The sequence below is a fragment of the Streptomyces daghestanicus genome, from assembly GCF_020521275.1.
Classification (GTDB): Bacteria; Actinomycetota; Actinomycetes; order Streptomycetales; family Streptomycetaceae; genus Streptomyces; species Streptomyces griseoviridis.
In genome coordinates this window covers 21,411-43,579 of the sequence record NZ_BNDX01000016.1, presented here as the reverse complement: position 1 = coordinate 43,579, position 22,169 = coordinate 21,411, and the positions used below count along the sequence as shown (strand labels likewise).

19 protein-coding genes and 1 pseudogene are annotated in these 22,169 nt (G+C 72.0%); 9 read left to right on the top strand and 11 right to left on the bottom strand.

The annotated features are described in order from the left end of the window. Window positions 1–11: 11 nt before the first annotated feature. Window positions 12–614: an aminoacyl-tRNA hydrolase gene (gene pth / locus Sdagh_RS27060; protein WP_189414698.1), complete on the top strand. Its 603-nt coding sequence runs from the start codon at window positions 12–14 to the stop codon at window positions 612–614. A 503-nt stretch (window positions 615–1,117) separates the two neighbouring features. On the opposite strand, the gene ppc is transcribed toward pth, so the two are convergent. Then, window positions 1,118–3,856: a phosphoenolpyruvate carboxylase gene (ppc, locus tag Sdagh_RS27050; RefSeq protein WP_189414697.1), complete on the bottom strand. Its 2,739-nt coding sequence runs from the start codon at window positions 3,854–3,856 to the stop codon at window positions 1,118–1,120. Between the two features lie 294 nt (window positions 3,857–4,150). Between ppc and Sdagh_RS27045 the strand changes: the two genes are divergently transcribed. The 3 genes from Sdagh_RS27045 to Sdagh_RS27035 are packed head-to-tail and all read left to right on the top strand — an operon-like array spanning window position 4,151 to window position 7,051. Beyond that, window positions 4,151–5,161, top strand: coding sequence for an acyl-CoA desaturase (locus tag Sdagh_RS27045; RefSeq protein ID WP_190076595.1), 1,011 nt, complete (start codon window positions 4,151–4,153; stop codon window positions 5,159–5,161). Further along, window positions 5,158–5,835 (top strand): TetR/AcrR family transcriptional regulator, encoded by a 678-nt coding sequence (locus tag Sdagh_RS27040; RefSeq protein ID WP_189414695.1) that lies wholly within the window; start codon window positions 5,158–5,160, stop codon window positions 5,833–5,835. The genes Sdagh_RS27045 and Sdagh_RS27040 overlap by 4 nt, the downstream gene beginning before the upstream one ends. A 40-nt stretch (window positions 5,836–5,875) precedes the next feature. Then, window positions 5,876–7,051: a CaiB/BaiF CoA transferase family protein gene (locus Sdagh_RS27035; protein ID WP_189414694.1), complete on the top strand. Its 1,176-nt coding sequence runs from the start codon at window positions 5,876–5,878 to the stop codon at window positions 7,049–7,051. On the opposite strand, the pseudogene Sdagh_RS27030 reads toward Sdagh_RS27035, so the two are convergent. Next, window positions 7,052–7,872: pseudogene (locus tag Sdagh_RS27030) on the bottom strand (trans-aconitate 2-methyltransferase). Window positions 7,873–8,034: 162 nt separating this feature from the next. Between Sdagh_RS27030 and tamR the strand changes: the two are divergent. Next, window positions 8,035–8,532 (top strand): MarR family transcriptional regulator TamR, encoded by a 498-nt coding sequence (gene tamR, locus Sdagh_RS27020; RefSeq protein WP_189414692.1) that lies wholly within the window; start codon window positions 8,035–8,037, stop codon window positions 8,530–8,532. 14 nt (window positions 8,533–8,546) lie between these two features. Here the strand turns inward: tamR and Sdagh_RS27015 are convergent, their stop codons facing one another. Continuing rightward, the gene (locus Sdagh_RS27015; RefSeq protein ID WP_190076596.1) at window positions 8,547–9,326 is read right to left on the bottom strand and encodes a LuxR C-terminal-related transcriptional regulator; all 780 of its coding nucleotides are present in this window, start codon (window positions 9,324–9,326) and stop codon (window positions 8,547–8,549) included. Window positions 9,327–9,644: 318 nt separating this feature from the next. Between Sdagh_RS27015 and Sdagh_RS27010 the strand changes: the two genes are divergently transcribed. Further along, a complete protein-coding gene (locus tag Sdagh_RS27010; RefSeq protein WP_189414690.1) occupies window positions 9,645–10,100 on the top strand; it encodes a GNAT family N-acetyltransferase in 456 nt (151 codons plus the stop codon). Between the two features lie 6 nt (window positions 10,101–10,106). Here Sdagh_RS27010 and galK read toward each other — a convergent pair whose 3' ends face one another. Genes galK through galT form a run of 3 tightly spaced genes read right to left on the bottom strand, consistent with a single transcriptional unit; the run spans window position 10,107 to window position 13,326 of the window. Then, window positions 10,107–11,270 carry a galactokinase gene (gene galK, locus Sdagh_RS27005; RefSeq protein ID WP_190009139.1) on the bottom strand — a complete coding sequence of 388 codons (1,164 nt, stop codon included), beginning with the start codon at window positions 11,268–11,270 and terminating at the stop codon, window positions 10,107–10,109. Window positions 11,271–11,305: 35 nt separating this feature from the next. Continuing rightward, a complete protein-coding gene (gene galE / locus Sdagh_RS27000; protein WP_190009137.1) occupies window positions 11,306–12,268 on the bottom strand; it encodes a UDP-glucose 4-epimerase GalE in 963 nt (320 codons plus the stop codon). After that, the gene (gene galT / locus Sdagh_RS26995; protein ID WP_190076597.1) at window positions 12,265–13,326 is read right to left on the bottom strand and encodes a galactose-1-phosphate uridylyltransferase; all 1,062 of its coding nucleotides are present in this window, start codon (window positions 13,324–13,326) and stop codon (window positions 12,265–12,267) included. The genes galE and galT overlap by 4 nt, the downstream gene beginning before the upstream one ends. Window positions 13,327–13,505: 179 nt before the next feature. On the opposite strand from galT, the gene Sdagh_RS26990 reads away from it, so the two are divergent. After that, window positions 13,506–15,185, top strand: a complete 1,680-nt coding sequence (locus tag Sdagh_RS26990) for a sodium:solute symporter family protein (protein ID WP_189414686.1) — start codon at window positions 13,506–13,508, stop codon at window positions 15,183–15,185. A 21-nt stretch (window positions 15,186–15,206) separates the two neighbouring features. Beyond that, entirely contained in the window at window positions 15,207–15,500 is a 294-nt protein-coding gene (locus Sdagh_RS26985) for a hypothetical protein (protein WP_189414685.1), read from the top strand. A gap of 532 nt (window positions 15,501–16,032) precedes the next feature. On the opposite strand, the gene Sdagh_RS26980 is transcribed toward Sdagh_RS26985, so the two are convergent. Both Sdagh_RS26980 and Sdagh_RS26975 read right to left on the bottom strand, forming a co-directional pair. Next, on the bottom strand, window positions 16,033–16,707 hold the full coding sequence (locus Sdagh_RS26980) for a helix-turn-helix transcriptional regulator (protein ID WP_190076664.1): 675 nt from the start codon (window positions 16,705–16,707) through the stop codon (window positions 16,033–16,035). Window positions 16,708–16,883: 176 nt separating this feature from the next. After that, window positions 16,884–18,692, bottom strand: a complete 1,809-nt coding sequence (locus Sdagh_RS26975; protein ID WP_190009133.1) for an ABC-F family ATP-binding cassette domain-containing protein — start codon at window positions 18,690–18,692, stop codon at window positions 16,884–16,886. A gap of 154 nt (window positions 18,693–18,846) precedes the next feature. Here Sdagh_RS26975 and Sdagh_RS26970 point away from each other — a divergent pair, with 154 nt between their 5' ends. Beyond that, complete coding sequence (locus Sdagh_RS26970) at window positions 18,847–19,446, top strand: Uma2 family endonuclease (protein ID WP_189414818.1); 600 nt, start codon at window positions 18,847–18,849, stop codon at window positions 19,444–19,446. 8 nt (window positions 19,447–19,454) lie between these two features. On the opposite strand, the gene Sdagh_RS26965 is transcribed toward Sdagh_RS26970, so the two are convergent. From Sdagh_RS26965 to Sdagh_RS26955, 3 genes are read right to left on the bottom strand one after another with little or no spacing between them, the layout of a single operon-like run. Further along, window positions 19,455–20,348, bottom strand: a complete 894-nt coding sequence (locus tag Sdagh_RS26965; RefSeq protein WP_189414683.1) for a 4-(cytidine 5'-diphospho)-2-C-methyl-D-erythritol kinase — start codon at window positions 20,346–20,348, stop codon at window positions 19,455–19,457. Between the two features lie 39 nt (window positions 20,349–20,387). Continuing rightward, window positions 20,388–21,251 (bottom strand): 16S rRNA (adenine(1518)-N(6)/adenine(1519)-N(6))-dimethyltransferase RsmA, encoded by an 864-nt coding sequence (gene rsmA / locus Sdagh_RS26960; protein WP_189414682.1) that lies wholly within the window; start codon window positions 21,249–21,251, stop codon window positions 20,388–20,390. Between the two features lie 20 nt (window positions 21,252–21,271). Next, window positions 21,272–22,156: a TatD family hydrolase gene (locus Sdagh_RS26955; RefSeq protein ID WP_189414681.1), complete on the bottom strand. Its 885-nt coding sequence runs from the start codon at window positions 22,154–22,156 to the stop codon at window positions 21,272–21,274. Window positions 22,157–22,169: the final 13 nt, after the last annotated feature.

The following is a 22,169-nucleotide window of genomic DNA, read 5'->3' as shown; positions in this document are numbered from 1 at the left end:
TCTGAGGAGGTGTGGGCGTGACGACCGATGCGGGTGGGCCCTGGCTGGTGGTGGGGCTGGGGAATCCGGGGCCGGAGTACGCGGGGAACCGGCACAACGTGGGTTTCATGGTGGCCGATCTGCTGGCGGAGCGGATGGGCGGGCGGTTCAAGCGGCATGGGAAGGCGCAGGCCCAGGTGGTGGAGGGGCGGGTCGGGCCGCCGGGGCCGGCGGGGCGTCGGGTGGTGCTGGTGAAGCCGATGTCGTACATGAATCTGTCGGGTGGTCCGGTGACGGCGTTGCGGGATTTCTACAAGGTGCCGGCGGAGCGTGTGGTGGCGGTGCATGACGAGTTGGACATCGATTTCGGGGTGTTGCGGCTGAAGCTGGGGGGTGGGGACAACGGGCACAACGGGCTGAAGTCGATGACGAAGGCGATGGGGCCGGGGTATCACCGGGTGCGGTGCGGGATCGGTCGGCCTCCGGGGCGGATGCAGGTGGCGGATTTCGTGCTGAAGGACTTTTCGTCGGCGGAGCGCAAGGAGCTGGACTGGTTCGTGGACCGGGCGGCGGACGCGGTGGAGTGTCTGGTGCTGGAGGGGTTGGAGCGGGCGCAGGGGTCGTACAACTCCTGACGTTGGGCTCATCGGGGTCGTCCGTGTGCGCGGGCATGCCGAGGTTCGCGGCCGTGCTTCTGCGGTGGTGTCGTTCGGTCGGGTCGTGGTGATGGGCGCGGTCGTCGTGCTGGTCCTGATCGTCGGGGTGGGGGCGTCGTGGGGGGGGCGCAGCACGTGATGCCGGCCGGGGGGCGGGAGCGCGGCTTGGTCGGGGTGGCGCGGTGTGCGGCCGGGGTGTGTGGGGGGCCGTACGCGCCGGGGTCGGTGGTGCGGGGCGGGGTGGTGCCGGAGAACTCGGTGGCCGTGGCGGCGGCGGGGCGTCGGTCGGGTGGAAGCCGGGGGGCGGCGGGGTGGTGTGGTCGGGGCCTGCGGGGGTGGGGTACGCGTGGGTGCCGCTCGGTGGTGTTCCGCGCGTGCCTTGAGGGCTTGGGGGTCCTCGGCTGCTGGCGTCGGTGGTGGTGGCGGTGTGACGACGCCCCCGCGCGGGGGTGTGGCGCGGGGGCGTGCGGGGGTTGGCGGGGTCAGCCGGTGTTGCGCAGGCCGGCGGCGACTCCGTTGACGGTGAGGAGCAGGGCGCGGGCGAGCAGCGGGTCGGGGTCGGTGCCGTTCGCGGCGGCGTCGCGGTGGCGCTTGAGCAGGGCGACCTGGAGGTAGGAGATGGGGTCGAGGTAGGCGTCGCGGATGCTGAAGGTCTGCTTCAGGACGGGCTGGGCGTCGAGGAGTTCGCTTTCGCCGGTGACCTTGAGGACCTCGGTGACGGTGAGTTCGTGTTCGGCCTTGATGGTGTCGAAGACGTGCTTCAGTTCGTCGGGGACGAGGGTGTCGACGTAGTGCTGGGCGATGCGCAGGTCGGTCTTGGCGAGGGTCATCTCGACGTTGGAGATGAAGTTCTGGAAGAAGTGCCACTGCTGGTGCATCTCGTCCAGGACGGTGTCGAGGCCGGCTTCGCGGAGTGCCTTGAGGCCGGAGCCGACGCCGAACCAGCCGGGGACGATCTGCCGGGACTGGGTCCAGCCGAACACCCAGGGGATGGCGCGCAGGCCGTCGAGGGAGACGCCGGAGCCGGGGCGGCGGGAGGGCCGGGAGCCCAGGTGCAGGTCTGCGAGCTGGTCGACCGGTGTCGACGCGAGGAAGTACGTCGGCAGGTCGGGGTCCTCGACGAGCTTGCGGTAGGCGGTGTGGGCGGCGTCGGAGACGACGTCCATGGCGGCGTCCCAGCGGGCGAGGGCCTCGTCGGACTGGCGGGGGGCGGTGTGCAGGGCGGACGCCTGGAGGGTGGCGGCGACGGTCAGTTCGAGGTTCTCCCGGGCCAGGGACGGCACGAGGTACTTGTCGCTGATGACCTCGCCCTGTTCGGTGACCTTGATCTCGCCTTCGAGGGTGCCCCAGGGCTGGGCGAGGATGGCGTCGTGGGAGGGGCCGCCGCCGCGGCCGACGGTGCCGCCGCGGCCGTGGAAGAGGCGCAGCCGCACGCCGTAGCGGTGGGCGACGTCGCGCAGGCGGCGCTGGGCGCGGTGGATCTCCCACTGGCTGGTGGTGATGCCGCCGAACTTGGAGGAGTCGGAGTAGCCGAGCATGACCTCCTGGACGTCGCCGCGCAGGGCGACCAGGCGCCGGTACGACGGGTCGGAGAGCAGGTCCTCCAGGATGGTGTCGGCGGCCTTCAGTTCGTCCGTGGTCTCCAGGAGGGGGACGATGCCGATCTTGGCCCAGCCGGCGTGCAGGTCGATGAGGCCGGCCTCGCGGGCGAGGACGGCGGCGGCGAAGACGTCGTCGGCGCCCTGGCACATGGAGATGATGTACGACTCGATGACCTCGGGTCCGAAGACCTCCAGGGCGCGCTTGACGGTCTGGAAGACGCCGAGGGTCTTCTCGCCGGCCGCGTCGACGGGCGCCGGGGTGGGGGCGAGGGGGCGCCGGGAGCGGAGTTCCTTGGCGAGGAGCTTGGTGCGGTACTCGCGGGGCATGTCGGCGTAGCGCCAGGATTCCTCGCCGAGCCGGTCGAAGAGCTGGCCGAGGGCGTGGTGGTGGGCGTCGGCGTGTTCACGGACGTCCATGGTGGCGAGCTGGAGGCCGAAGGCGGCGAGGGTGCGGATGGTGCGGGCGAGGCGGCCGTCGGCGAAGAGGCCGCCGCGGTGGGCGCGGAGGGAGGTCTGGAGGAGGCGGAGGTCGTCGAGGAGCTCGGCGGTGCCGAGGTAGTCGTGGCCGTCCTTGTGGGGGGTGTCGGTGGCCAGCCGGGTCTTGGTGTTCTCCAGCTTCTGCCGGATGGCGGTGGCCTTGAGCCGGTAGGGCTCCTCCGCGTTGAGCCGCTTGTAGCGGGGGCTGATCTCGGGGAGGCGGTCGAGGTCGGCGGTGAGGGAGTCCAGCAGTTCCTGGGTGGCGCCGGTGTAGCGGATGGAGTTGGAGAGGAAGCCGCGCAGCTCGTCGATCATCTCCAGGGCGTCGTTGATGCCGTGTTCGTGCTGGAGGATGAGGATGTCCCAGGTGACCTCGGGGGTGACGTTGGGGTTGCCGTCGCGGTCGCCGCCGATCCAGGTGCCGAAGGTGAGGGGGCGGGTGTCGTCGGGGAGCTTGACGCCGACGCGCTCCAGCTCGGCTGTGAGGTCCTCCAGGACGTCGCCGACGGCGCCGGCGTGCAGTTCGTCCAGGTAGTAGATGGCGTTGCGGGCCTCGTCGGCGGGTTCGGGGCGGACGACGCGGAGTTCGTCCGTCTGCCACACCAGGTCGATGTTCTCGGCGAGGCGGGTGTCCAGGCGGCGCCGGTCGGACTCGATGACGGGGGTGTCGAGGAGGGCGGCGATCCGGCGGAGCTTGTTCAGCACGGAGCGGCGGGCGGCCTCGGTGGGGTGCGCGGTGAAGACGGGGCGCACGTTGAGGTTGGCGACGGTCTCCCGCAGGTGGTCGGGGTCGGCGTCCTTGAGGCGGTCGGCGGTACGGGAGAGCAGTCCGCCCTCGGCGGCGCGGCGGGCGCGCAGTTCGCGGCCGCGGTGGACCTGCTCGGTGACGTTGGCGAGGTGGAAGTAGGTGGAGAAGGCGCGGACCAGCTTGGCCGCGGTCTGCAGTTCGGTGCCGCGCAGCAGCTCCGCGGCGGCCTCGCCGTCCTCTCGGGTGAGTCGGCGGACCTTCTCGACGAGTTCCAGCAGCTCCGGGCCCTCCTGCCGGACGAGGGTCTCCCCGAGGAGATCGCCCAGGCGGCGGATGTCGGCGCGCAGTTCGCTGTTGGTGGTCGCCGTGGTGGTCTGGTCGTCGGCACTGCTCACAGGTGCGGCTCCTTGCAGTGTTGAAGCTCGTCTGGGAGGGAACCCGGACGGAGTCTCGCGCGGCGGGTGCCGCTTACGGGGCCGGGCGTCCGGGAAAGAGTCAGAGCGGACCGCGCTGTCCGACCGACTCCCAGGATAGGTGTCCACCGGGACGCGCAGGCTCACGGGCCCTCGCCGCGTGACTACGCGCTGCCATACTTACGTCGCCGTAGGTTACGGAACCGTAGGCACGACCGCTCGGTCTCCGCGGCCCGGCATCCCGACCTCTACCCCCGACCCCCTCAGAGGACGCGCATGACCACGAGTTCCGATGTGATCCCAAACGCTTCGAAGACGCCTGACGACGCCGGCGCGGCCTCCGCGACGCTGGGCGGTGAGCAGAAGCGTTCGATCGAGCAGATCACCCTGCTGCTCTTCATCACGGTCCCGTTCCTGGCGCTGGTGGCGGCGGTGCCGCTGGCGTGGGGGTGGGGTGTGAGCTGGCTCGATCTCGGCCTGCTCGTCTTCTTCTACTTCCTCGGGTGCCACGGCATCACGATCGGGTTCCACCGGCACTTCACGCACGGTTCGTTCAAGGCGAAGCGGCCGCTGAGGATCGCGCTGGCGATCGCGGGGTCGATGGCGGTGGAGGGACCGCTGGTGCGGTGGGTCGCCGACCACCGCAAGCATCACAGGTTCTCCGACGCGGAGGGTGACCCGCACTCGCCGTGGCGGTACGGGGAGACGGTCCCGGCGCTGCTCAAGGGCTTGTGGTGGGCGCACATCGCCTGGATGTTCGATGAGGAGCAGACGCCGCAGGAGAAGTACGCGCCGGACCTGGTCAACGATCCGGTGATGCGGGCGATCTCCCGGCAGTTCGTGCTGTGGACGGCGTTGTCGCTGCTGCTGCCGGCGCTGATCGGCGGTCTGGTGACGATGTCGTGGTGGGGGGCGTTCACCGCGTTCTTCTGGGGGTCACTCGTGCGGGTGGCGTTGCTGCACCACGTCACCTGGTCGATCAACTCGATCTGCCACGCGGTCGGCAAGCGGCCCTTCAAGTCGCGGGACCGTTCGGGCAACGTGTGGTGGCTGGCGGTCCTGTCGTGCGGGGAGTCCTGGCACAACCTGCACCACGCCGACCCGACCTCCGCGCGGCACGGTGTGGAGCGCGGTCAGATCGACTCCTCGGCGCGGTTCATCCGGATCTTCGAGATGCTCGGCTGGGCCTATGACGTGCGCTGGCCGTCACGCTCGCGTATCGATTCGCGCCGTAAGCCGGACGAGAACGGTTCCCGCCGCCGGAAGGAGACGGCCGAGGCGGCATGATGGAGGCCGTGGCGACCGACTCCAGCAGCACCCCAGGCAATGACAAGCCGCGGCGCGTGCGCCGCACCCGGATGACCGGTGCCGAGCGCCGCGAACAGCTGCTGGAGATCGGCCGCACCCTCTTCGCCGCGAAGGGTTTCGAGGGCACCTCGGTGGAGGAGATCGCCGCGCGGGCGGGGGTCTCCAAGCCGGTGGTGTACGAGCACTTCGGCGGCAAGGAGGGGTTGTACGCCGTGGTGGTGGACCGGGAGATGCGGCGGCTGCTGGACATGGTGACGTCGTCGCTGACCGCGGGCCATCCGCGGGAGCTGTGCGAGCAGGCGGCCTTCGCGCTCCTGGACTACATCGAGGAGTACACGGACGGTTTCCGCATCCTGGTCCGGGACTCCCCCATCCCTCAGTCCACGGGCACCTTCGCCTCGCTGATCTCGGACATCGCCACCCAGGTGGAGGACATCCTGGGCCGCGAGTTCAAGAGCCGGGGTTTCGATCCGAAGCTGGCGCCGGTGTACGCGCAGGCGCTGGTCGGGATGGTGGCGCTGACCGGCCAGTGGTGGCTGGACGTGCGCAAGCCGAAGAAGGCGGAGGTCGCGGCGCACCTGGTGAATCTGGCGTGGCACGGGCTGGACGGGCTGGAGCAGAAGCCGCGGCTGATCGGACACCGCAAGAGTTAGGGCCGGTCGTCGTTCCGGCGGAGGGCGGAGGGGGTGAGCCGTGCAGCCGCTCAGCGGTGTCACCGTGGTCGCGCTGGAGCAGGCGGTGGCCGCGCCGTACGCCAGCCGTCAGCTCGCCGATCTCGGCGCCCGGGTGATCAAGGTGGAGCGGCCGGGGTCGGGGGACTTCGCCCGGTCCTACGACGGCCGGGTGCGCGGGCTGAGTTCGCACTTCGTGTGGGCCAACCGCAACAAGGAGTCCCTCACCCTGGACTTCAAGGACCCGCGGGGCCTGGCGGTGCTGCGGCGGCTGGTCGACCGCGCGGACGTCTTCCTCCAGAACCTGGCGCCGGGGGCCGCGGCCCGCGCGGGGCTCGGTGCCGGGGAGCTGCGGGCGCGCCGTCCGGAGCTGATCGTGTGCGACATCTCCGGGTACGGCTCGCCGGGTCCGTACGCGGGCCGCAAGGCGTACGACCTGCTGGTGCAGTCGGAGGCGGGGCTGCTGTCGGTGACGGGGACGCCGGAGGCGGTGGCGAAGGCGGGGATCGCGGTGTCGGACATCGCGGCGGGCATGTACGCGTACAGCTCGGTCCTCGCGGCGCTGCTGGAGCGGGGCCGGACCGGGCAGGGCACGCATCTGGACGTGTCGATGCTGGAGGCCACGGCGGAGTGGCTGGGCTTCCCGCTGTACTACGCCTTCGACGGCGCCCCGCCGCCTCCCCGGGCGGGCGCCGCGCACGCGACGATCTGCCCGTACGGCCCGTTCGCGGCGGGTGACGGCACGGTCGTGATGACGGCGGTCCAGAACGACCGTGAGTGGCGGGGCTTCTGTACGGGTTTCCTGGGCCGTCCCGCGCTGGCCACCGACCCGCGCTACGCCACCAACGCGGGCCGGGACGCGCACCGGGAGGAGCTGGGACGGCTGATCGCGGCGCGGTTCGGGGAGCTGTCCGGCGCGGAGGCGATGGACCTGCTCGACGCGGTGCCCGTGGCCAATGCCCGGGTGAACAGCCTCGCCGAGGTGTGGGCGCACCCGCAGCTCGCGGCCCGGGGCCGCTGGCACTCGGTCCCGACGCCCGCCGGCCCGGTCCCGGCCCTGGCCCCGCCGGGCCCGACCACCGGGGCGCCCCGCATGGAGGCGGTGCCGGCGCTGGGCGAGCACACCGGGGCCGTCCTCGCCGAGCTGGGCCTGTCCGAGGAGGAGATCGGCGCGCTGCGGGCGGACGGCGTGGTGTGATCAGGCCGTCGCCGCCTTGCGGGCCACGGCGAAGATCCGCCGGAAGGGGAAGGCCGTGCCGTGCGGTCCGGCGGGGTAGGCGGCGCGGAGCGCGGTGCGGTACTTCTCGGTGAAGGCGTCCCGGGCGCCGGGTCGTCGTCGAGGGCGTCGAGCACGGGCCGTAGTCCGGTGCCCTTGACCCAGTCGAGGACGGGGTCCTCGCCGGTCAGCAGGTGGACGTAGGTCGTCTCCCACACGTCGGCGGTGAGGCCGAGCGCGGTGAGGCGGGCGAGGTACTCGCCGGGGGTGCGGACGGCGTCGGTGTGGCGCAGGACGCCGGCGAGGCGGTGGCGCCAGCGCGGGGAGCCGGCCAGCTCGCGCATCAGGCGGTGGCTGGGCGCGTCGAAGTTGCCGGGGACCTGGAAGGCGAGGGTGCCGCCGGGGGTGAGGGTGTCGGCCCAGCGGGCGAACAGGTCGTCGTGGCCGGGGACCCACTGGAGGGTGGCGTTGCTGAGGATGAGGTCGTGGGGCTCGGCGGGGTGCCAGGTGCGGACGTCGGCGGGGGTGAAGTCGAGGTGTCCGCCGCCGGGTGTGGGTCCGGCGTGGGCGCGGGCGCGTTCCAGCATCGCGGGCGCGTTGTCGTAGCCGGTGATGCGGGCGGTGGGCCAGCGGTGGGTGAGCAGGACGGTGGCGTTGCCGGGGCCGCAGCCGAGGTCGGCGATGCGGGGCGGGTCGCCGGGGAGGCGGGGGACGCGGGCGAGGAGGTCGGTGAAGGGGCGGGTGCGGGGACCGGCGTGGCGCAGGTACTGGGCGGGGTCCCAGGTGGGGGCGGTGGCGGGCATGGTTCCTCCCGGTCCGGGGCGGGTCGGGGTCTGCTCCGGGGACGGGTTCCCCGCCCCGCACCAAAGTATCTCTACATCGAGATAGTTACTATCTAAAGAGTCATGGTCGAGATAGTCGATGTCAAGAGACTTCACGTCGACACAACGACTACACTGATCGTCATGGAGGACGAGGTCGATCGGCTGGTCGCAGCGTGGCGCCGGGAGCGCCCTGACCTCGACGTGGAGCCGCTGGAGGTGCTCAGCCGGGTGAGCAGGCTGGCCCGGCATCTGGACCGGGCGCGCCGCCTGGCCTTCTCCGAGCACCAGCTGGAGCCGTGGGAGTTCGACGTGCTCACGGCACTGCGCCGCGCGGGCACCCCGTATCAGCTCTCCCCGGGACAGCTGCTCACGCAGACCCTGGTCACGTCGGGCACGATGACCAACCGCATCGACCGGCTGGCGAAGAAGGGGCTCGTGGAGCGGTTGCCCGACCCCAGCGACCGGCGGGGCGTGCTGGTCCGGCTCACGGGCGAGGGCCGGGACCGCGCCGACCAGGCGCTGGCCGGGCTGCTCGACCAGGAGCGGGCCATCCTCGCGGAGCTGTCCGGCGCCCAGCGCGCCGAACTGGCGGGCCTGCTGCGCCAGTTGACCGCGCCGTTCGACAACATCCCCGGCTGACCGGGGCACCCGCCTCAAGCGCTGTGGGTCTCCTGCGCGCCGATCCGTCCGCCGGGCGGCGGACCCAGGTCGACCGGGCCGACGCCGGCCCGCCGGGCCAGGGCCACGGCGGCGAGCGTGGAGTGCACGCCGAGCTTGCCGAGGACGTTCTGCATGTGGGTGCGCACGGTGTGCGGGGACAGGAACAGCCGTTCGGCGACGGCCTTCCGCCCGAGCCCGGCCACCATGCACCGCAGCACTTCCCGTTCCCTCGGGGTCAGCGACTCCACCAGCCGCTCGCTCTCGGTGCGGTGCCTGCGGGCGGCGGTCAGCTCACGCAGGACGCCGGTGAGCAAGGCGGGCGGCAGATGCGTCTCGTCGCGCAGCACCCCGCGGATGACGGTGAGCAGCCGGTTCAGCGAACAGTCCTTCGCCACCCAGCCGGACGCCCCGGCCTGGAGGGCGAGCGCCGCCCGCCGCGGGTCGTCCTTCTCGGCGAGGACCACGACCCGCACCCCGGGCTGGGCCGACCGCACCCCGGTGACCAGGGAGATCCCGTCGACCCGGTCCTCGTCGGCGTCCCGTACGGGGACGGCGGGCCGGGTGGTGCCGGGGAGGGCGGCGCCGAGGTCGGCGTCGACGAGCAGCACGTCGAAGCGGCGGCCCTCGGAGGCCGCCCGTTCCAGGCAGCGCAGCGCGGCCGGGCCGCTGCCCGCCGCGGACACGTCGACGTCGGGCTCCGCGGCCAGCGCCGCGGCGAGCGACTCGGCGAAGATGCGGTGGTCGTCGATGACCAGGACTCGGATACGCACCACGTGACCCCCTTCCCCACGCTCCCGGGAGCGGGGGATTCCCAGTCTCAAAGGACGACTTCAGCACGGGTACGACGCCCGGACCGTTCCTGGTCCCGGGTCCGCCGGTGCCCGGTGACGCGCTGTCCGACACCGGGGCGCGGGACCGGCCGCCATCGCCGTGCGGCCGCCGCCGCCAGGAGATCGCTGCCCCGCCCCGGGCGCCGTACCCGACTGTCTCGCCCCCTGAACGGCACCGGCCCCCACCGGTGCTGTCCCTCAGGGTACGGGCGAGGGGCGGGAGCGGAAGGTTATTTGCAGAACTGGCGGTCGGGCCCGTTTATGGTGAGCCGCATGTTTCGTCTTGAGACAGAAGTCGACAGAGTACGGCGCGACATCCTGCACAGTCGTCTGAAGGAGACGAACACCGCGGCCTCCCCCGTCCTGCGCGCGCTGCGCGGAACCGCTCACGATCGCGAAGTCCCGCTGCACGTCTGGGTGATGGACGGGGACGACCGGCTGGCCGGCGGGCTGGTCGGCCACACCTGGGCGAGCTGGCTGCACGTGACGTACCTGTGGGTGGACGGCCGGCACCGCGGCGCCGGTCTGGGCTCCCGGCTGCTGGCGCGGGCGGAGACGATCGCGGTCCGGGACCGGGGCTGCCGGGCGGCGCGGGTGGAGACGTGGGACTTCCAGGCGCCGGGGTTCTACCGGAAGCGGGGGTACGAGGTGGTGGGCGTGATCCCCGACTATCCGCCGGGGATCACCGAGTACACCCTGGTCAGACGGCTCGCCTGACCCGGGTCACGACAGCCGGCGCGCGCCCGCCGACGGGACCGCCTCGAAGGTGCGCGGCGCGGTGAACCCGGCCGCCGCGAAGGCCTCTTCGACGGACTTGGTGACGCCGTCCACGTCTGCGGCCTCCACCAGCACGATCGCCGAGCCGCCGAAGCCGCCGCCGGTCATCCGCGCGCCGAGCGCACCGGCGGCGGCCGCGGTGTCGACGACGAGGTCCAGCTCCGGGCAGGAGATGCGGAAGTCGTCGCGGAGCGAGGCGTGCCCCTCGACCAGCACCGGCCCGATCGCCCGGGTCTCGCCGGACTCCAGCAGCCCCACGACCCGCTCGACCCGCTCGTCCTCGGTGACGACGTGCCGCACCAGCCGCCGCACCTCCTCCTCGTCCCCGAGCCGCTCCAGGGCCGCGTCCAGCTCCCCGTAGGGGATGTCCCGCAGGGCGTCGACGCCGAGCAGCGCCGCGCCCTTCTCGCAGCCGGCCCGGCGCTTGCCGTACTCGCCCTCGCTGTGCGCGTGCTTGACCTGGGTGTCGACGACGAGCAGGCGCAGCCCTTCGGCGGCGAGGTCGAAGGGGATCTGCCGCTGGGACAGGTCCCGGGTGTCCAGGAACAGGGCGTGCCCGGCCTCGCAGCAGGCGGACGCCGTCTGGTCCATGATGCCGACGGGGGCGCCGACGTAGACGTTCTCCGCGCGCTGGCAGAGCCGGGCGAGCTGCCAGCCGCGCAGGCCCAGCCCGAACAGGTCGTTCAGGGCGAGGGCGATCACGACTTCCAGCGCCGCCGACGAGGAGAGTCCGGCGCCGGAGGGGACCGCCGAGGCGAGGTGGACGTCGGCGCCGGTGATCTCGTGCCCGGCCTCGCGCAGCGCCCAGACGACGCCCGAGGGGTACGCCGTCCAGCTCCGGTCGGCCTCGGGGGTCAGGTCGGCCACCCGCAGCTCGGTGACGCCGCCGTCGACGTCCGCGGAGTGCAGGCGCAGCACGCCGTCCGTGCGGGGCGACACGGCCGCCACCGCGGTGTGCGGCAGCGCGAAGGGCATCACGAAGCCGTCGTTGTAGTCGGTGTGCTCGCCGATGAGGTTGACGCGGCCCGGCGCCGCCCACACCCCTTCCGGCGCGCTCCCGTACAGCTCGGTGAACCGCTGGGCGACCTCGGCGGCCGTCTCCACACTCATCCCCTGACCTTTCCCCTGCGTTCCGACAGGCGCTTTCAGTTGGCGCGCCGCTGGGCGAACTCCCAGGCGTCCGCGACGATTCCCGCGAGGTCCGCGCGGGACGGGTTCCAGCCCAGTTTCTCGCGCGCGGCCCCGGCGGAGGCGACCAGCACCGCCGGGTCGCCGCCCCGGCGCGGGGCCACGACCTCGGGGATCGGGTGCCCGGTGACCCGGCGCACGGTCTCGATGACCTCGCGGACAGAGAACCCGTTGCCGTTGCCCAGGTTGCAGATGAGGTGCTCGCCGGGGCGGGCGGCGGAGAGCGCCAGCAGGTGGGCCTCGGCCAGGTCGGCGACGTGGATGTAGTCGCGTACGCAGGTGCCGTCCGGGGTCGGGTAGTCGTCACCGAACACGGAGATGGCGTCCCGCCGTCCCTGCGCGACCTGGAGCACCAGCGGGATCAGGTGCGACTCGGGGTCGTGCCGCTCGCCGTACTCCCCGTACGCCCCCGCCACGTTGAAGTACCGCAGCGAGACGGCGCCCAGTCCGTGGGCGGCGGCCTCGCCGCTGATCATGTGGTCGACGGCGAGCTTGGACGCCCCGTAGGGGTTGGTCGGCGCGGTCGGCGCGGTCTCGACGATCGGCACCTGCGCGGGCTCCCCGTAGGTGGCGGCGGTGGAGGAGAAGACCAGGCGGCGCACGCCGGCCTCGCGCATCGCGCCGAGCAGGGCCATGCTCCCGCCGACGTTGTTCTCCCAGTACTTCTCGGGCTTCGCCACGGATTCGCCGACCTGCGAGAACGCGGCGAAGTGCAGCACCCCGTCGAAGGAGGCGTCCAGCCACTTGCCGGCGTCGCGGATGTCGCCCTCGACGAAGGAGGCCCCGGCCGGGACGCCCTCGCGGAAGCCGGTCGACAGGTTGTCGAGCACGACGACCTCGTGCCCGGCCTCCAGCAGATGCCGGGCGACGACACTGCCGACGTATCCCGCGCCGCCCGTCACCAGGTACTTCCCGCTCATGAACTCGCTACCTCTCGCAGTCGCTCGGCCGCGCGCTCCGGCGGCACGTCGTTGATGAACACGTTCATGCCGGACTCGGAACCCGCGAGGAACTTCAGCTTGCCGGACGTACGGCGGATGGTGAAAAGCTCCAGGTGCAGCGCGAAGTCGTCACGGGTGACGCCCTCGAACTCCTCCAGCTGCCCGAACGGCGCCTGGTGCCAGGCCGCGATGTAGGGCGTCGGAGGCTCGCCCTCGCCGAAGATCCGGTCGAACCGCCGCAACAGTTCCAGATAGACCTGGGGGAACTCTGTGCGCGCCGCCTCGTCCAGCCCCAGCAGGTCGGGCACCCGCCGCTTCGGATACAGGTGCACCTCGTAGGGCCAGTGCGCGGCGTACGGCACGAAGGCGGCCCAGTGCTCGGTCTCCAGGACGATCCGCTCGCCGCTCAGCTCGTCCTCCAGCACGGAGTCGAACAGGTTCTCCCCGCCGGTGGCCTCCTTGTGGGCCGCGAGCGACCGGAGCATCAGGGCGGTGCGAGGGGTGGTGAAGGGGTAAGCGTAGATCTGCCCGTGGGGGTGACCGAGCGTCACACCGATCTCGGCGCCGCGGTTCTCGAAGCAGAAGACCTGTTCGACGGAGGGCAGATGCGACAGCTCGGAGGTGCGGTCCGTCCAGGCGTCCAGGACCAGCCGGGCCTGCTCCTCGTCCAGGTCGGCGAAGGAGGAGTCGTGGTCGGAGGTGAAGCAGACGACCTCGCAGCGCCCGGAGTCACCGGCCAGCGAGGGGAAGCGGTTCTCGAAGACCACCACGTCGTACGACGAGTCCGGGATTTCGCTCAGCCGGTCGCCCCGCGTGGGGCACAGGGGGCACTGGTCGGCGGGCGGGTGGTACGTCCGCCCCTGGCGGTGCGAGGCGACGGCGACCGCGTCGCCGAGGAGCACGTCGCGGCGGATCTCCGAGGAGGTCACGGTCGGCTCCAGCGGACGGCGGTCCACGGCGTCCCGCACGACGTCGTCGCGCAGGTCGTAGTAGATCAGCTCGCGCCCGTCGGCCAGCCGGGTCGAGGTCTTCTTCACTGCCGGACTCCTCACACCTCTACTCCACCGCACCCAACACAATCAAACATAACACACCACAAGTCACCAGCGAGGCCGTTCATCACAATCAATCAAAGAACACCATCGAAAGTGTTCATTTTCTGAACGCGGAGCGTTAGGTTCCGCTCGGATCAGTTCACGCAACGAAGCGAGTACGCATGCAGACCCCCACATACCTGGCGGCGGAGCTCCGGCTCCCCACCAACTGGCTCGATTACACGATCCTCGCGATCTACTTCCTGGTGGTGCTGGGCATCGGCCTGGCCGCCCGCCGCTCGGTCAAGACCAGCCTGGACTTCTTCCTCTCCGGCCGCTCCCTGCCCGCGTGGGTCACCGGACTCGCCTTCGTCGCGGCCAACCTGGGCGCGACCGAGATCCTCGGCATGGCCGCCAACAGCGCCCAGTACGGCGTCTACACGACCCACTGGTACTGGATCGGCGCCATCCCGGCGATGGTCTTCCTGGGCCTGGTGATGATGCCGTTCTACTACGGCAGCAAGGTCCGCTCGGTCCCGGAGTTCCTCCTCCTCCGCTTCGACCGCTCCGCGCACCTGCTCAGTTCGATCCTGTTCGCCATCGCCGCGATCCTGATCGCGGGCGTCAACCTGTACGCCCTGGCCATCGTCGTCGAGGCCCTCCTCGGCTGGCCCCTGTGGGTGTCGATCGTCGTCGCGGGCGCCTTCGTCCTCGCCTACATCACCCTCGGCGGCCTGTCCTCGGCGATCTACAACGAGGTCCTCCAGTTCTTCGTGATCCTGGCGGCCCTGATCCCGATCACCATCCTCGGCCTGAAGAAGGTCGGCGGCTGGGACGGCCTGTCCGACACCCTCTCCGCCCAGCACGGCGGCGACTTCATGACGTCCTGGGGCGGCACGGGCATCGGCAGCGACAACCCGCTCGGCGCGAACTGGCTGACCATCGTCCTCGGCCTCGGCTTCGTCCTCGGCTTCGGCTACTGGACCACCAACTTCGCGGAGGTGCAGCGCGCGCTCTCCGCGAAGAACCTCTCCGCCGCGAAGCGCACCCCCCTGATCGCGGCGTTCCCCAAGATCTTCATCGTCTTCCTGGTGATGATCCCCGGCCTGGTCGCCGCGGCCCTGGTCCCGAAGATCGGCACGGCCGGCTCCGACCTTCAGTACAACGACGCGATCCCGTACCTGATGGAGCAGTTCCTGCCCAACGGTGTGCTGGGCATCGCGGTGACCGGTCTGCTCGCCGCGTTCATGGCCGGCATGGCGGCCAACGTGTCGTCCTTCAACACGGTGTTCACGACGGACATCTGGGCGAAGTACGTGAAGAAGGGGGAGTCGGACGAGTACTACCTGAAGTTCGGCCGGCTCATCACGGTCATCGGCGTGCTGGCGTCCATCGGCACGGCGTTCCTGGCGCAGTCCTTCTCCAACATCATGGCGTACCTCCAGACGCTGTTCTCCTTCTTCAACGTGCCGATGTTCGTGGTCTTCATCATCGGCATGTTCTGGAAGCGGGCGTCGGTGAAGTCCGGCTTCTGGGGTCTGCTCGCGGGCACGGTCGCCGCGATGGTCAACTACTTCTGGATCTACAAGCAGGGCGTCGTCGACATCCCCTCCGACCAGGGGGCCAACTTCGTCTCCGCGATCGTCGGGTTCGTCGCGGGCGCGGTGGTCATGGTGGCGGTGTCCCTCTTCACCGCACCCAAGCCGGCCGCCGAGTTGGAGGGCCTGGTCTACGGCACCCGGTCGGCGGGGATGTCCGAGGCGCCCGGAGAGGGCGACGACGCGTGGTACCGCAAGCCGGCGCTGCTGGGCTGGGGTGCGGTCGTGCTGGCGGCCGCCTGCTACATCCCGTTCTCGTTCTGATCGCGGGAGGATTGAGGAAGCATGTCTGAGTTCCACGAGAAGAACGTCCAGGAGGAGGTCTCCGAGCTGGAGACCAAGTCCGCGACGGCCGCGCGGCTGTTCGACATCCGGCGGATCATCGGCGGGCTGTTCGCCCTGTACGGCGTGATCGTCACGATCGCGGGCCTCACGGCGTCCGACGCGGACATCGACAAGGCGGAGGGCGTGAACATCAACCTGTGGACCGGGCTGGGGATGCTGGTGCTGGGGTTGTTCTTCCTGACCTGGCTGAAGCTGAGGCCCACGGCTCCTCCTACGCCGCCGGTCGAGAAGTAAGGGGCGCCGGTGGGCTTGGCCGGCGTGACGGCTCGGGCCGGGGGCGTGACGCAGCCCGGCGCGAGCGGGCTGCGTCACGCCCACCCGTGCCGCCCCGGGCGGCACGACTGCCCGCGGTGGAGCGGGGCCGGCCGCCCGGCCCCGGTCCCCGGCACGCGCGTACCGGCGTGGACGCGGTCCGCGCGGCGCGCAGCCAGGCGGGGCCACGGTCGCCTGCGGCCGTAGCCGGGCGGAGTCACAAACGCGCGGGGGCGGGATGGGGTGTCCGCCCGCAGGGGGCGGGGTGGGGCGAGCCCGCCCGCAGGGGGCGGCGCGCGTCCGCGCCGTTCACCACCGTAGAAGACCGATTCCGCGCCGTTCCGAGGACGGACACCCCCCAACCCCGTCCCCGACCCACCCACCCGCCCACCGGCAACAGGCGCTACGCGCACCCTCACCGGACCCGCACAGGAGCCTCGCAGGCACCCCACCGCACCCCACACCACCCGCAGGCACCCCACCGGCACACGGCGCTACGCGCGGCGGCCCCGGGTCACCCGCCGGAGGCACCCGCTCGGTCGAGGAGCCCCGTCCGCGCCGCCAGCGCCGCCGCCTCAAGACGCGACCCCACGCCCAGTTTCATCAGCACCCGCTGGACGTGCGTACGGGCCGTGGACGGCGCGATGCCCATCCCCGCCGCGATCACCCGCGTGTCCTCGCCGTCGGCCACCCGCACCAGGACCTCCAGCTCCCGGGGCGTCAGCAGCTCCAGCAGCCGCTGCCCCTCGTCGTCGGGCTGGGCGGCCGGGTTCAGCAGCTCGGCGAACGCCCCTTGCAGCAGCGTGGGCGCCACCGCCGCCTCCCCCGCCCGCGCCTTCATGATCGCCCGCTCGACGCCCTCTATCCGCTCGTCGTGCCGGACGTACCCCGACGCCCCCGCCGCGAACGCCGCCGCGATCCCGCGCGGACTCGGCACCGGCCCCAGCACCAGCACCGCCACCTGCGGCCGGTCCCGTTTGATCCGGGCCACCGGGTCGAAGATCCCCGGCTCGGCCGGCGTCGCCGTGCCCAGCAGACACACCTCCGGCGCCCGGCTGATCACCAGCTCCGCCGCCCCCGCGGCGGGCGCCGCCGCGGCCAGCACCCGGTGCCCCCGCAGCTTCAGCGCCGAGGCCAGCGCCTCGGCGAGCAATCGGTGATCGTCGACCACCATCAGCCGCGCTCCCACTGCCACCCCCAGTCCCGCCCCGCGGTCCCCCGGCCCGGCCGTCCCCCGACCTGCCCCCGGAAGCTACACGCTTGTTCGACGTCGCGCTGCCCTACCGGCGAGAACTGCCCCGGATCACCGAAATCCCTCGCAATACGGCACCGCACGCCCCGGCCCAGCCCGGCCCCCGGCAGGGATCACGCGTCCTCGGCCAGCTCCAGCCACCGCAGCTCCAGCTCGTCCCGCTGCCCGGACAGCTCCCGCAGCTCGGCGTCCAGCTCGGCGACCTTCGCGAAGTCCGTCGCGTTCTCCGCGATCCGCGCGTGCAGCTTGCCCTCCTTCTCGGAGATCTTGTCCAACTGCCGCTCGATCTTCTGGAGTTCCTTCTTCGCGGCCCGCTGGTCCGCGGCGCTCCGCTCGGCGACCGCCTTCTGCGCCACCGGTGCCGGCGCCGCCGAGGCCGCCGCCTCCTCCATCCGCTGTCGCCGCTCCAGGTACTCGTCGATGCCCCGCGGCAGCATCCGCAGCGCGCCGTCGCCGAGCAGCGCGAAGACCCGGTCGGTGGTGCGCTCGACGAAGAACCGGTCGTGGGAGATGACGATCATCGACCCGGGCCAGCCGTCGAGCAGGTCCTCCAGCTGCGTCAGCGTCTCGATGTCGAGGTCGTTGGTCGGCTCGTCGAGGAAGAGGACGTTCGGCTCGTCCATCAGCAGCCGCAGGATCTGCAGCCGCCGCCGCTCACCGCCGGACAGGTCCCCGACCGGCGTCCACTGCTTCTCCTTGCCGAAGCCGAACGTCTCGCAGAGCTGCCCCGCGGTCATCTCACGGCCCTTGCCGAGGTCGACCCGCTCCCGCACCTGCTGCACGGCCTCCAGCACCCGCCAGTCGGGGTCCAGCTCGGCGACCTCCTGGGAGAGGTAGGCCAGCTTGACCGTCTTCCCGACCCGGACCTGCCCGCCGGCCGGCTGCCGTTCGCCGTCGCTGTACGCGGCCTCCGCGAGGGCCCGCAGCAGCGAGGTCTTGCCCGCGCCGTTGACCCCGACCAGGCCGATCCGGTCGCCGGGACCGAGCTGCCAGGTCAGGTGCTGGAGCAGCACCTTGGGCCCGGCCTGGACGGTCACGTCCTCCAGGTCGAACACGGTCTTGCCCAGCCGCGAGGAGGCGAACTTCATCAGCTCGCTGCTGTCCCGGGGCGGCGGCACGTCGGCGATCAGCTCGTTGGCCGCCTCCACCCGGAACCGGGGCTTGGAGGTCCGCGCGGGCGCCCCGCGCCGCAGCCACGCCAGCTCCTTGCGGACCAGGTTCTGCCGCTTGGCCTCCTCGGTCGCGGCGATCCGCTCGCGCTCGGCACGGGCGAAGACGTAGTCGGAGTAGCCGCCCTCGTACTCGTGGACGACACCGCGCTGCACGTCCCACATGCGGGTGCAGACCTGGTCCAGGAACCACCGGTCGTGGGTGACGCAGACGAGCGCGGAGCGGCGCGCGCCCAGGTGCCGGGCGAGCCAGGCGATGCCCTCGACGTCGAGGTGGTTGGTGGGCTCGTCGAGGACGATCAGGTCCTGCTCCTCGATGAGCAGCTTGGCCAGCGCGATCCGGCGCCGCTCGCCGCCGGAGAGCGGGCCGATGACGGTGTCCAGCCCCTGCGGGAACCCGGGCAGGTCCAGCCCGCCGAAGAGGCCGGTCAGTACGTCCCTGATCTTGGCGTTGCCCGCCCACTCGTGGTCGGCGAGGTCGCCGATGACCTCGTGCCGGACGGTGGCTGCCGGGTCGAGGGAATCGTGCTGGGTGAGCACGCCGAGGCGCAGCCCGCCGGAGTGGGTGACCCGGCCGGTGTCGGACTCCTCCAGCTTGGCGAGCATCCGGATCAGCGTGGTCTTGCCGTCGCCGTTGCGGCCCACGACGCCGATGCGGTCCCCTTCGGACACGCCGAGGGACACCCCGTCCAGCAGGGCACGGGTGCCGTACACCTTGCTGACGTTCTCGACATTGACCAGGTTGACGGCCATTTCTCTCCTGACTGGGGGACGATCAGCCTTCAAGCGTAGGCCCTCCGAGGGGCGGGTTGACACGGAGAAGGCAGTCACTCTTTGTAATGACGTGGGCCGGATCGTCCCGCTACCGTGGAGGGCAGGCAGCAGGATCCCGTCCATGGGAGGAACCATGACCGCCGAGTCCGTAGAGCACCGCAGCCGCGTCCAGTGGCCGGTGCCGCCGCAGGACGGATACACCGTGGACGACCTGTTCACGCTGCCGGATCTCCCGCCGCACACCGAGCTGATCGACGGGAGCCTGATTTTCGTGAGTCCGCAGCGGGATTTCCACAGCGTCGTCATCGACCTGCTGGTGACCGGTTTGCGCAGCATTGCGCCGACCGGGCTGAAGGTCCGCCGGGAGATGACCATCGTCCTCGACCAGCGCAACGGCCCCGAGCCCGATGTGAGCGTCCTCCGTGCCGAGGCGGTCACCGGCCCCGCGAAGACCCGCTATCAGGCCGAGGACGTCCTCCTCGCCGTGGAGGTCGTCTCGCCCGACTCCGAGTCCCGCGACCGCACGACCAAGCCGCAGAAGTACGCCGCCGCGGGCATCCCGAACTTCTGGCGCGTCGAGCAGGTGGGTACGGACGGACGGCCGGTGATCCACGTGTACGAACTCGACCCGCTGACCAAGGCGTACGTGCACGTGGGCATGCACCGCGACCGGATCAAGGTCGACCAGCCCTACGGCATCGACATTGATCTGACCGCCGTGGACCAGCTCTGAGCCCTTGCTCAGACCACCGTCGCCCCCGCCACCGCCCCCTCCGCCACCCGCACGGACGCGCACGTGCCGGAGGCGCGCAGGACGCCGGCGATGACGGTCGCCCCGTCGGCGTCGCCCGCGAGGAAGGCGGTCGTCGGGCCGGAGCCGGAGACCAGGGCCGCCAGCGCGCCCGCCGCCCGGCCGGCCGCGAGGGTGTCGGAGAGTTCCGGGAACAGGGAGAGCGCGGCGGGCTGGAGGTCGTTGGAGACGGCGACGGCGAGCGCGCCGGGGTCGCCGGAGGCCAGCGCGTCGAGGACCGCCTGCGAGGCGGCCGGTTCCGGGATGTCGGCGCCCTCGCCGAGCCGGTCGAACTCGCGGAAGACGGCCGGCGTGGACAGCCCCCGCTCCGCCATCGCGAACACCCAGTGGAAGGTGCCGCCCACCTTCAGCTCGGTCAGCCGCTCGCCCCGCCCGGTGCCCAGCGCCGCCCCGCCGACCAGGCTGAACGGCACGTCGCTGCCGAGTTCGGCGCAGATGTCGAGGAGTTCCTCCCGGGAGGCGCCCGTGCCCCACAGCGCGTCGCAGGCCAGCAGCGCGCCCGCGCCGTCCGCGCTGCCGCCCGCCATGCCGCCGGCGACGGGGATGTCCTTGTCGATGTGGAGGTGCACGGCGGGTTCGCGGCCGTACCGCGCGGCGAGGGCGAGGGCGGCGCGGGCGGCGAGGTTGGAGTGGTCGAGCGGCACCTGGTCGGACCCCGGTCCCTCGCAGGTGACGCGGAGCGTGTCGGCGGGGGTCGCGGTGATCTCGTCGTAGAGCCCCACGGCGAGGAAGACGTTGGCCAGGTCGTGGAAGCCGTCGGGGCGGGCGGGGCCCACCGCGAGCTGGACGTTGACCTTGGCGGGGACGCGTACCGTCACACTCACGTGCTCGTCACTTTCCGTAGACAACAGGTGCGGTCACTGTCACTGCTTGTGTTCGGCGATGCGGGCGAACTCTTCGACGGTCAGGGATTCCCCCCGGGCCTGCGGCGACACACCGGCGGCGACCAGGGCCGCCTCGGCCGCCGCCGCCGAGCCCGCCCACCCGGAGAGCGCGGCCCGCAGGGTCTTGCGGCGCTGCGCGAAGGCGGCGTCGACCACGGCGAAGACCTCGGCCCTCGACGCCGTGGTCGGCAGCGGCTCGGCGCGGCGGACCAGGGAGACCAGGCCGCTGTCGACGTTGGGCGCGGGCCAGAACACGTTACGGCCGATCGACCCGGCCCGGCGGACCTCGGCGTACCAGTTGGCCTTCACGGACGGCACGCCGTACACCTTCGAGCCAGGGCCGGCGGCGAGGCGGTCGGCGACCTCGGCCTGGACCATGACGAGGGTGCGCTCGACGCTGGGGAAGGTGTCGAGCATGTGGAGGAGGACGGGCACGGCCACGTTGTACGGCAGGTTGGCGACGAGGGCGGTCGGGGCGGGGCCCGGCAGCTCGGTGACCCGCATGGCGTCGGAGTGGACGAGGGCGAACCGGTCGGCGCGCTGCGGCATCCGCGCGGCGACGGTCGCGGGCAGCGCGGACGCCAGGACGTCGTCGATCTCGACGGCGGTGACCCGGTCGGCCACTTCGAGCAGGGCCAGGGTGAGCGAGCCGAGACCCGGACCCACCTCGACCACCACGTCGTCGGGGCGGACCTCGGCGGTGCGGACGATACGGCGGACCGTGTTCGCGTCGATGACGAAGTTCTGGCCGCGCTGCTTGGTGGGGCGGACGCCGAGGGCCGCCGCCAGTTCGCGGATGTCGGCGGGGCCCAGCAGGGCGTCGTGCGGGGTGGGGCTGCTCACCCCGCAAGGGTAGCCGGGGATCAGTAGCCGAAGGCCCGCGCGGTGTTCGCGGCCAGCGCCGTGGCCAGCGTGTCCTCGTCGACGCCGCGTACGGCGGCCATCGCGCGCACGGTGACCGGGATCAGGTAGGGCGCGTTGGGCCGGCCCCGGTAGGGCGCCGGGGTGAGGAAGGGCGCGTCGGTCTCGACGAGGACCAGGTCCAGCGGGGCGACGGCGAGGGCGTCGCGGAGGTTCTGGGCGTTCTTGAAGGTGACGTTGCCGGCGAAGGACAGGTAGTAGCCGGCCTCGGCGCAGATCTCCGCCATCGCGGCGTCGCCGGAGTAGCAGTGGAAGACGGTCCGCTCGGGGGCGCCCTCCTCCTTGAGGACGCGCAGGACGTCGGCGTGGGCGTCGCGGTCGTGGATGACCAGGGCCTTGCCGTGCCGCTTGGCGATCTCGATGTGGGCGCGGAACGACCGCTCCTGCGCCTCCTTGCCGTCCTCGCCGGTGCGGAAGTAGTCGAGACCCGTCTCTCCGACGGCCTTGACCTGCGGCAGGGCGGCGAGCCGGTCGATCTCGGCGAGTGCCTCGTCCAGCGCCGCGTCCCCGCCGGGTGCCCGCGCCCCCTGCCGGGACCACCCGTCGGGGTCGCCGTGGACGATGCGCGGGGCCTCGTTGGGGTGCAGGGCGACGGCGGCGTGGACGTTGTCGTACGCCGCCGCCGTCTCGGCCGCCCAGCGGGACCCGGCGAGGTCGCAGCCGACCTGGACGACCGTGGTCACGCCGACGGACGCGGCCTTCGCGAGGCCCTCCTCGACCGTGCCGGACTGCATGTCCAGGTGGGTGTGCGAGTCGGCGACCGGTACCCGCAGGGGCTCGGGCGGCGGGGGTGCCGCGTTCTTGTCGGCCGGGGCGTTCGAAGGCATGCCCCGATCCTAC

Bases quoted from the DNA above. Each gene is read 5' to 3' on its own strand.
- Sdagh_RS27045 (WP_190076595.1), top strand. From the start codon at position 4,151: ATGACCACGAGTTCCGATGTGATCCCAAACGCTTCGAAGACGCCTGAC.
- Sdagh_RS27040 (WP_189414695.1), top strand. From the start codon at position 5,158: ATGATGGAGGCCGTGGCGACCGACTCCAGCAGCACCCCAGGCAATGAC.
- tamR (WP_189414692.1), top strand. From the start codon at position 8,035: ATGGAGGACGAGGTCGATCGGCTGGTCGCAGCGTGGCGCCGGGAGCGC.
- Sdagh_RS27010 (WP_189414690.1), top strand. From the start codon at position 9,645: ATGGTGAGCCGCATGTTTCGTCTTGAGACAGAAGTCGACAGAGTACGG.
- galK (WP_190009139.1), bottom strand. From the start codon at position 11,270: ATGAGTGTGGAGACGGCCGCCGAGGTCGCCCAGCGGTTCACCGAGCTG.
- galE (WP_190009137.1), bottom strand. From the start codon at position 12,268: ATGAGCGGGAAGTACCTGGTGACGGGCGGCGCGGGATACGTCGGCAGT.
- Sdagh_RS26990 (WP_189414686.1), top strand. From the start codon at position 13,506: ATGCAGACCCCCACATACCTGGCGGCGGAGCTCCGGCTCCCCACCAAC.
- Sdagh_RS26985 (WP_189414685.1), top strand. From the start codon at position 15,207: ATGTCTGAGTTCCACGAGAAGAACGTCCAGGAGGAGGTCTCCGAGCTG.
- Sdagh_RS26975 (WP_190009133.1), bottom strand. From the start codon at position 18,692: ATGGCCGTCAACCTGGTCAATGTCGAGAACGTCAGCAAGGTGTACGGC.
- Sdagh_RS26970 (WP_189414818.1), top strand. From the start codon at position 18,847: ATGACCGCCGAGTCCGTAGAGCACCGCAGCCGCGTCCAGTGGCCGGTG.
- Sdagh_RS26955 (WP_189414681.1), bottom strand. From the start codon at position 22,156: ATGCCTTCGAACGCCCCGGCCGACAAGAACGCGGCACCCCCGCCGCCC.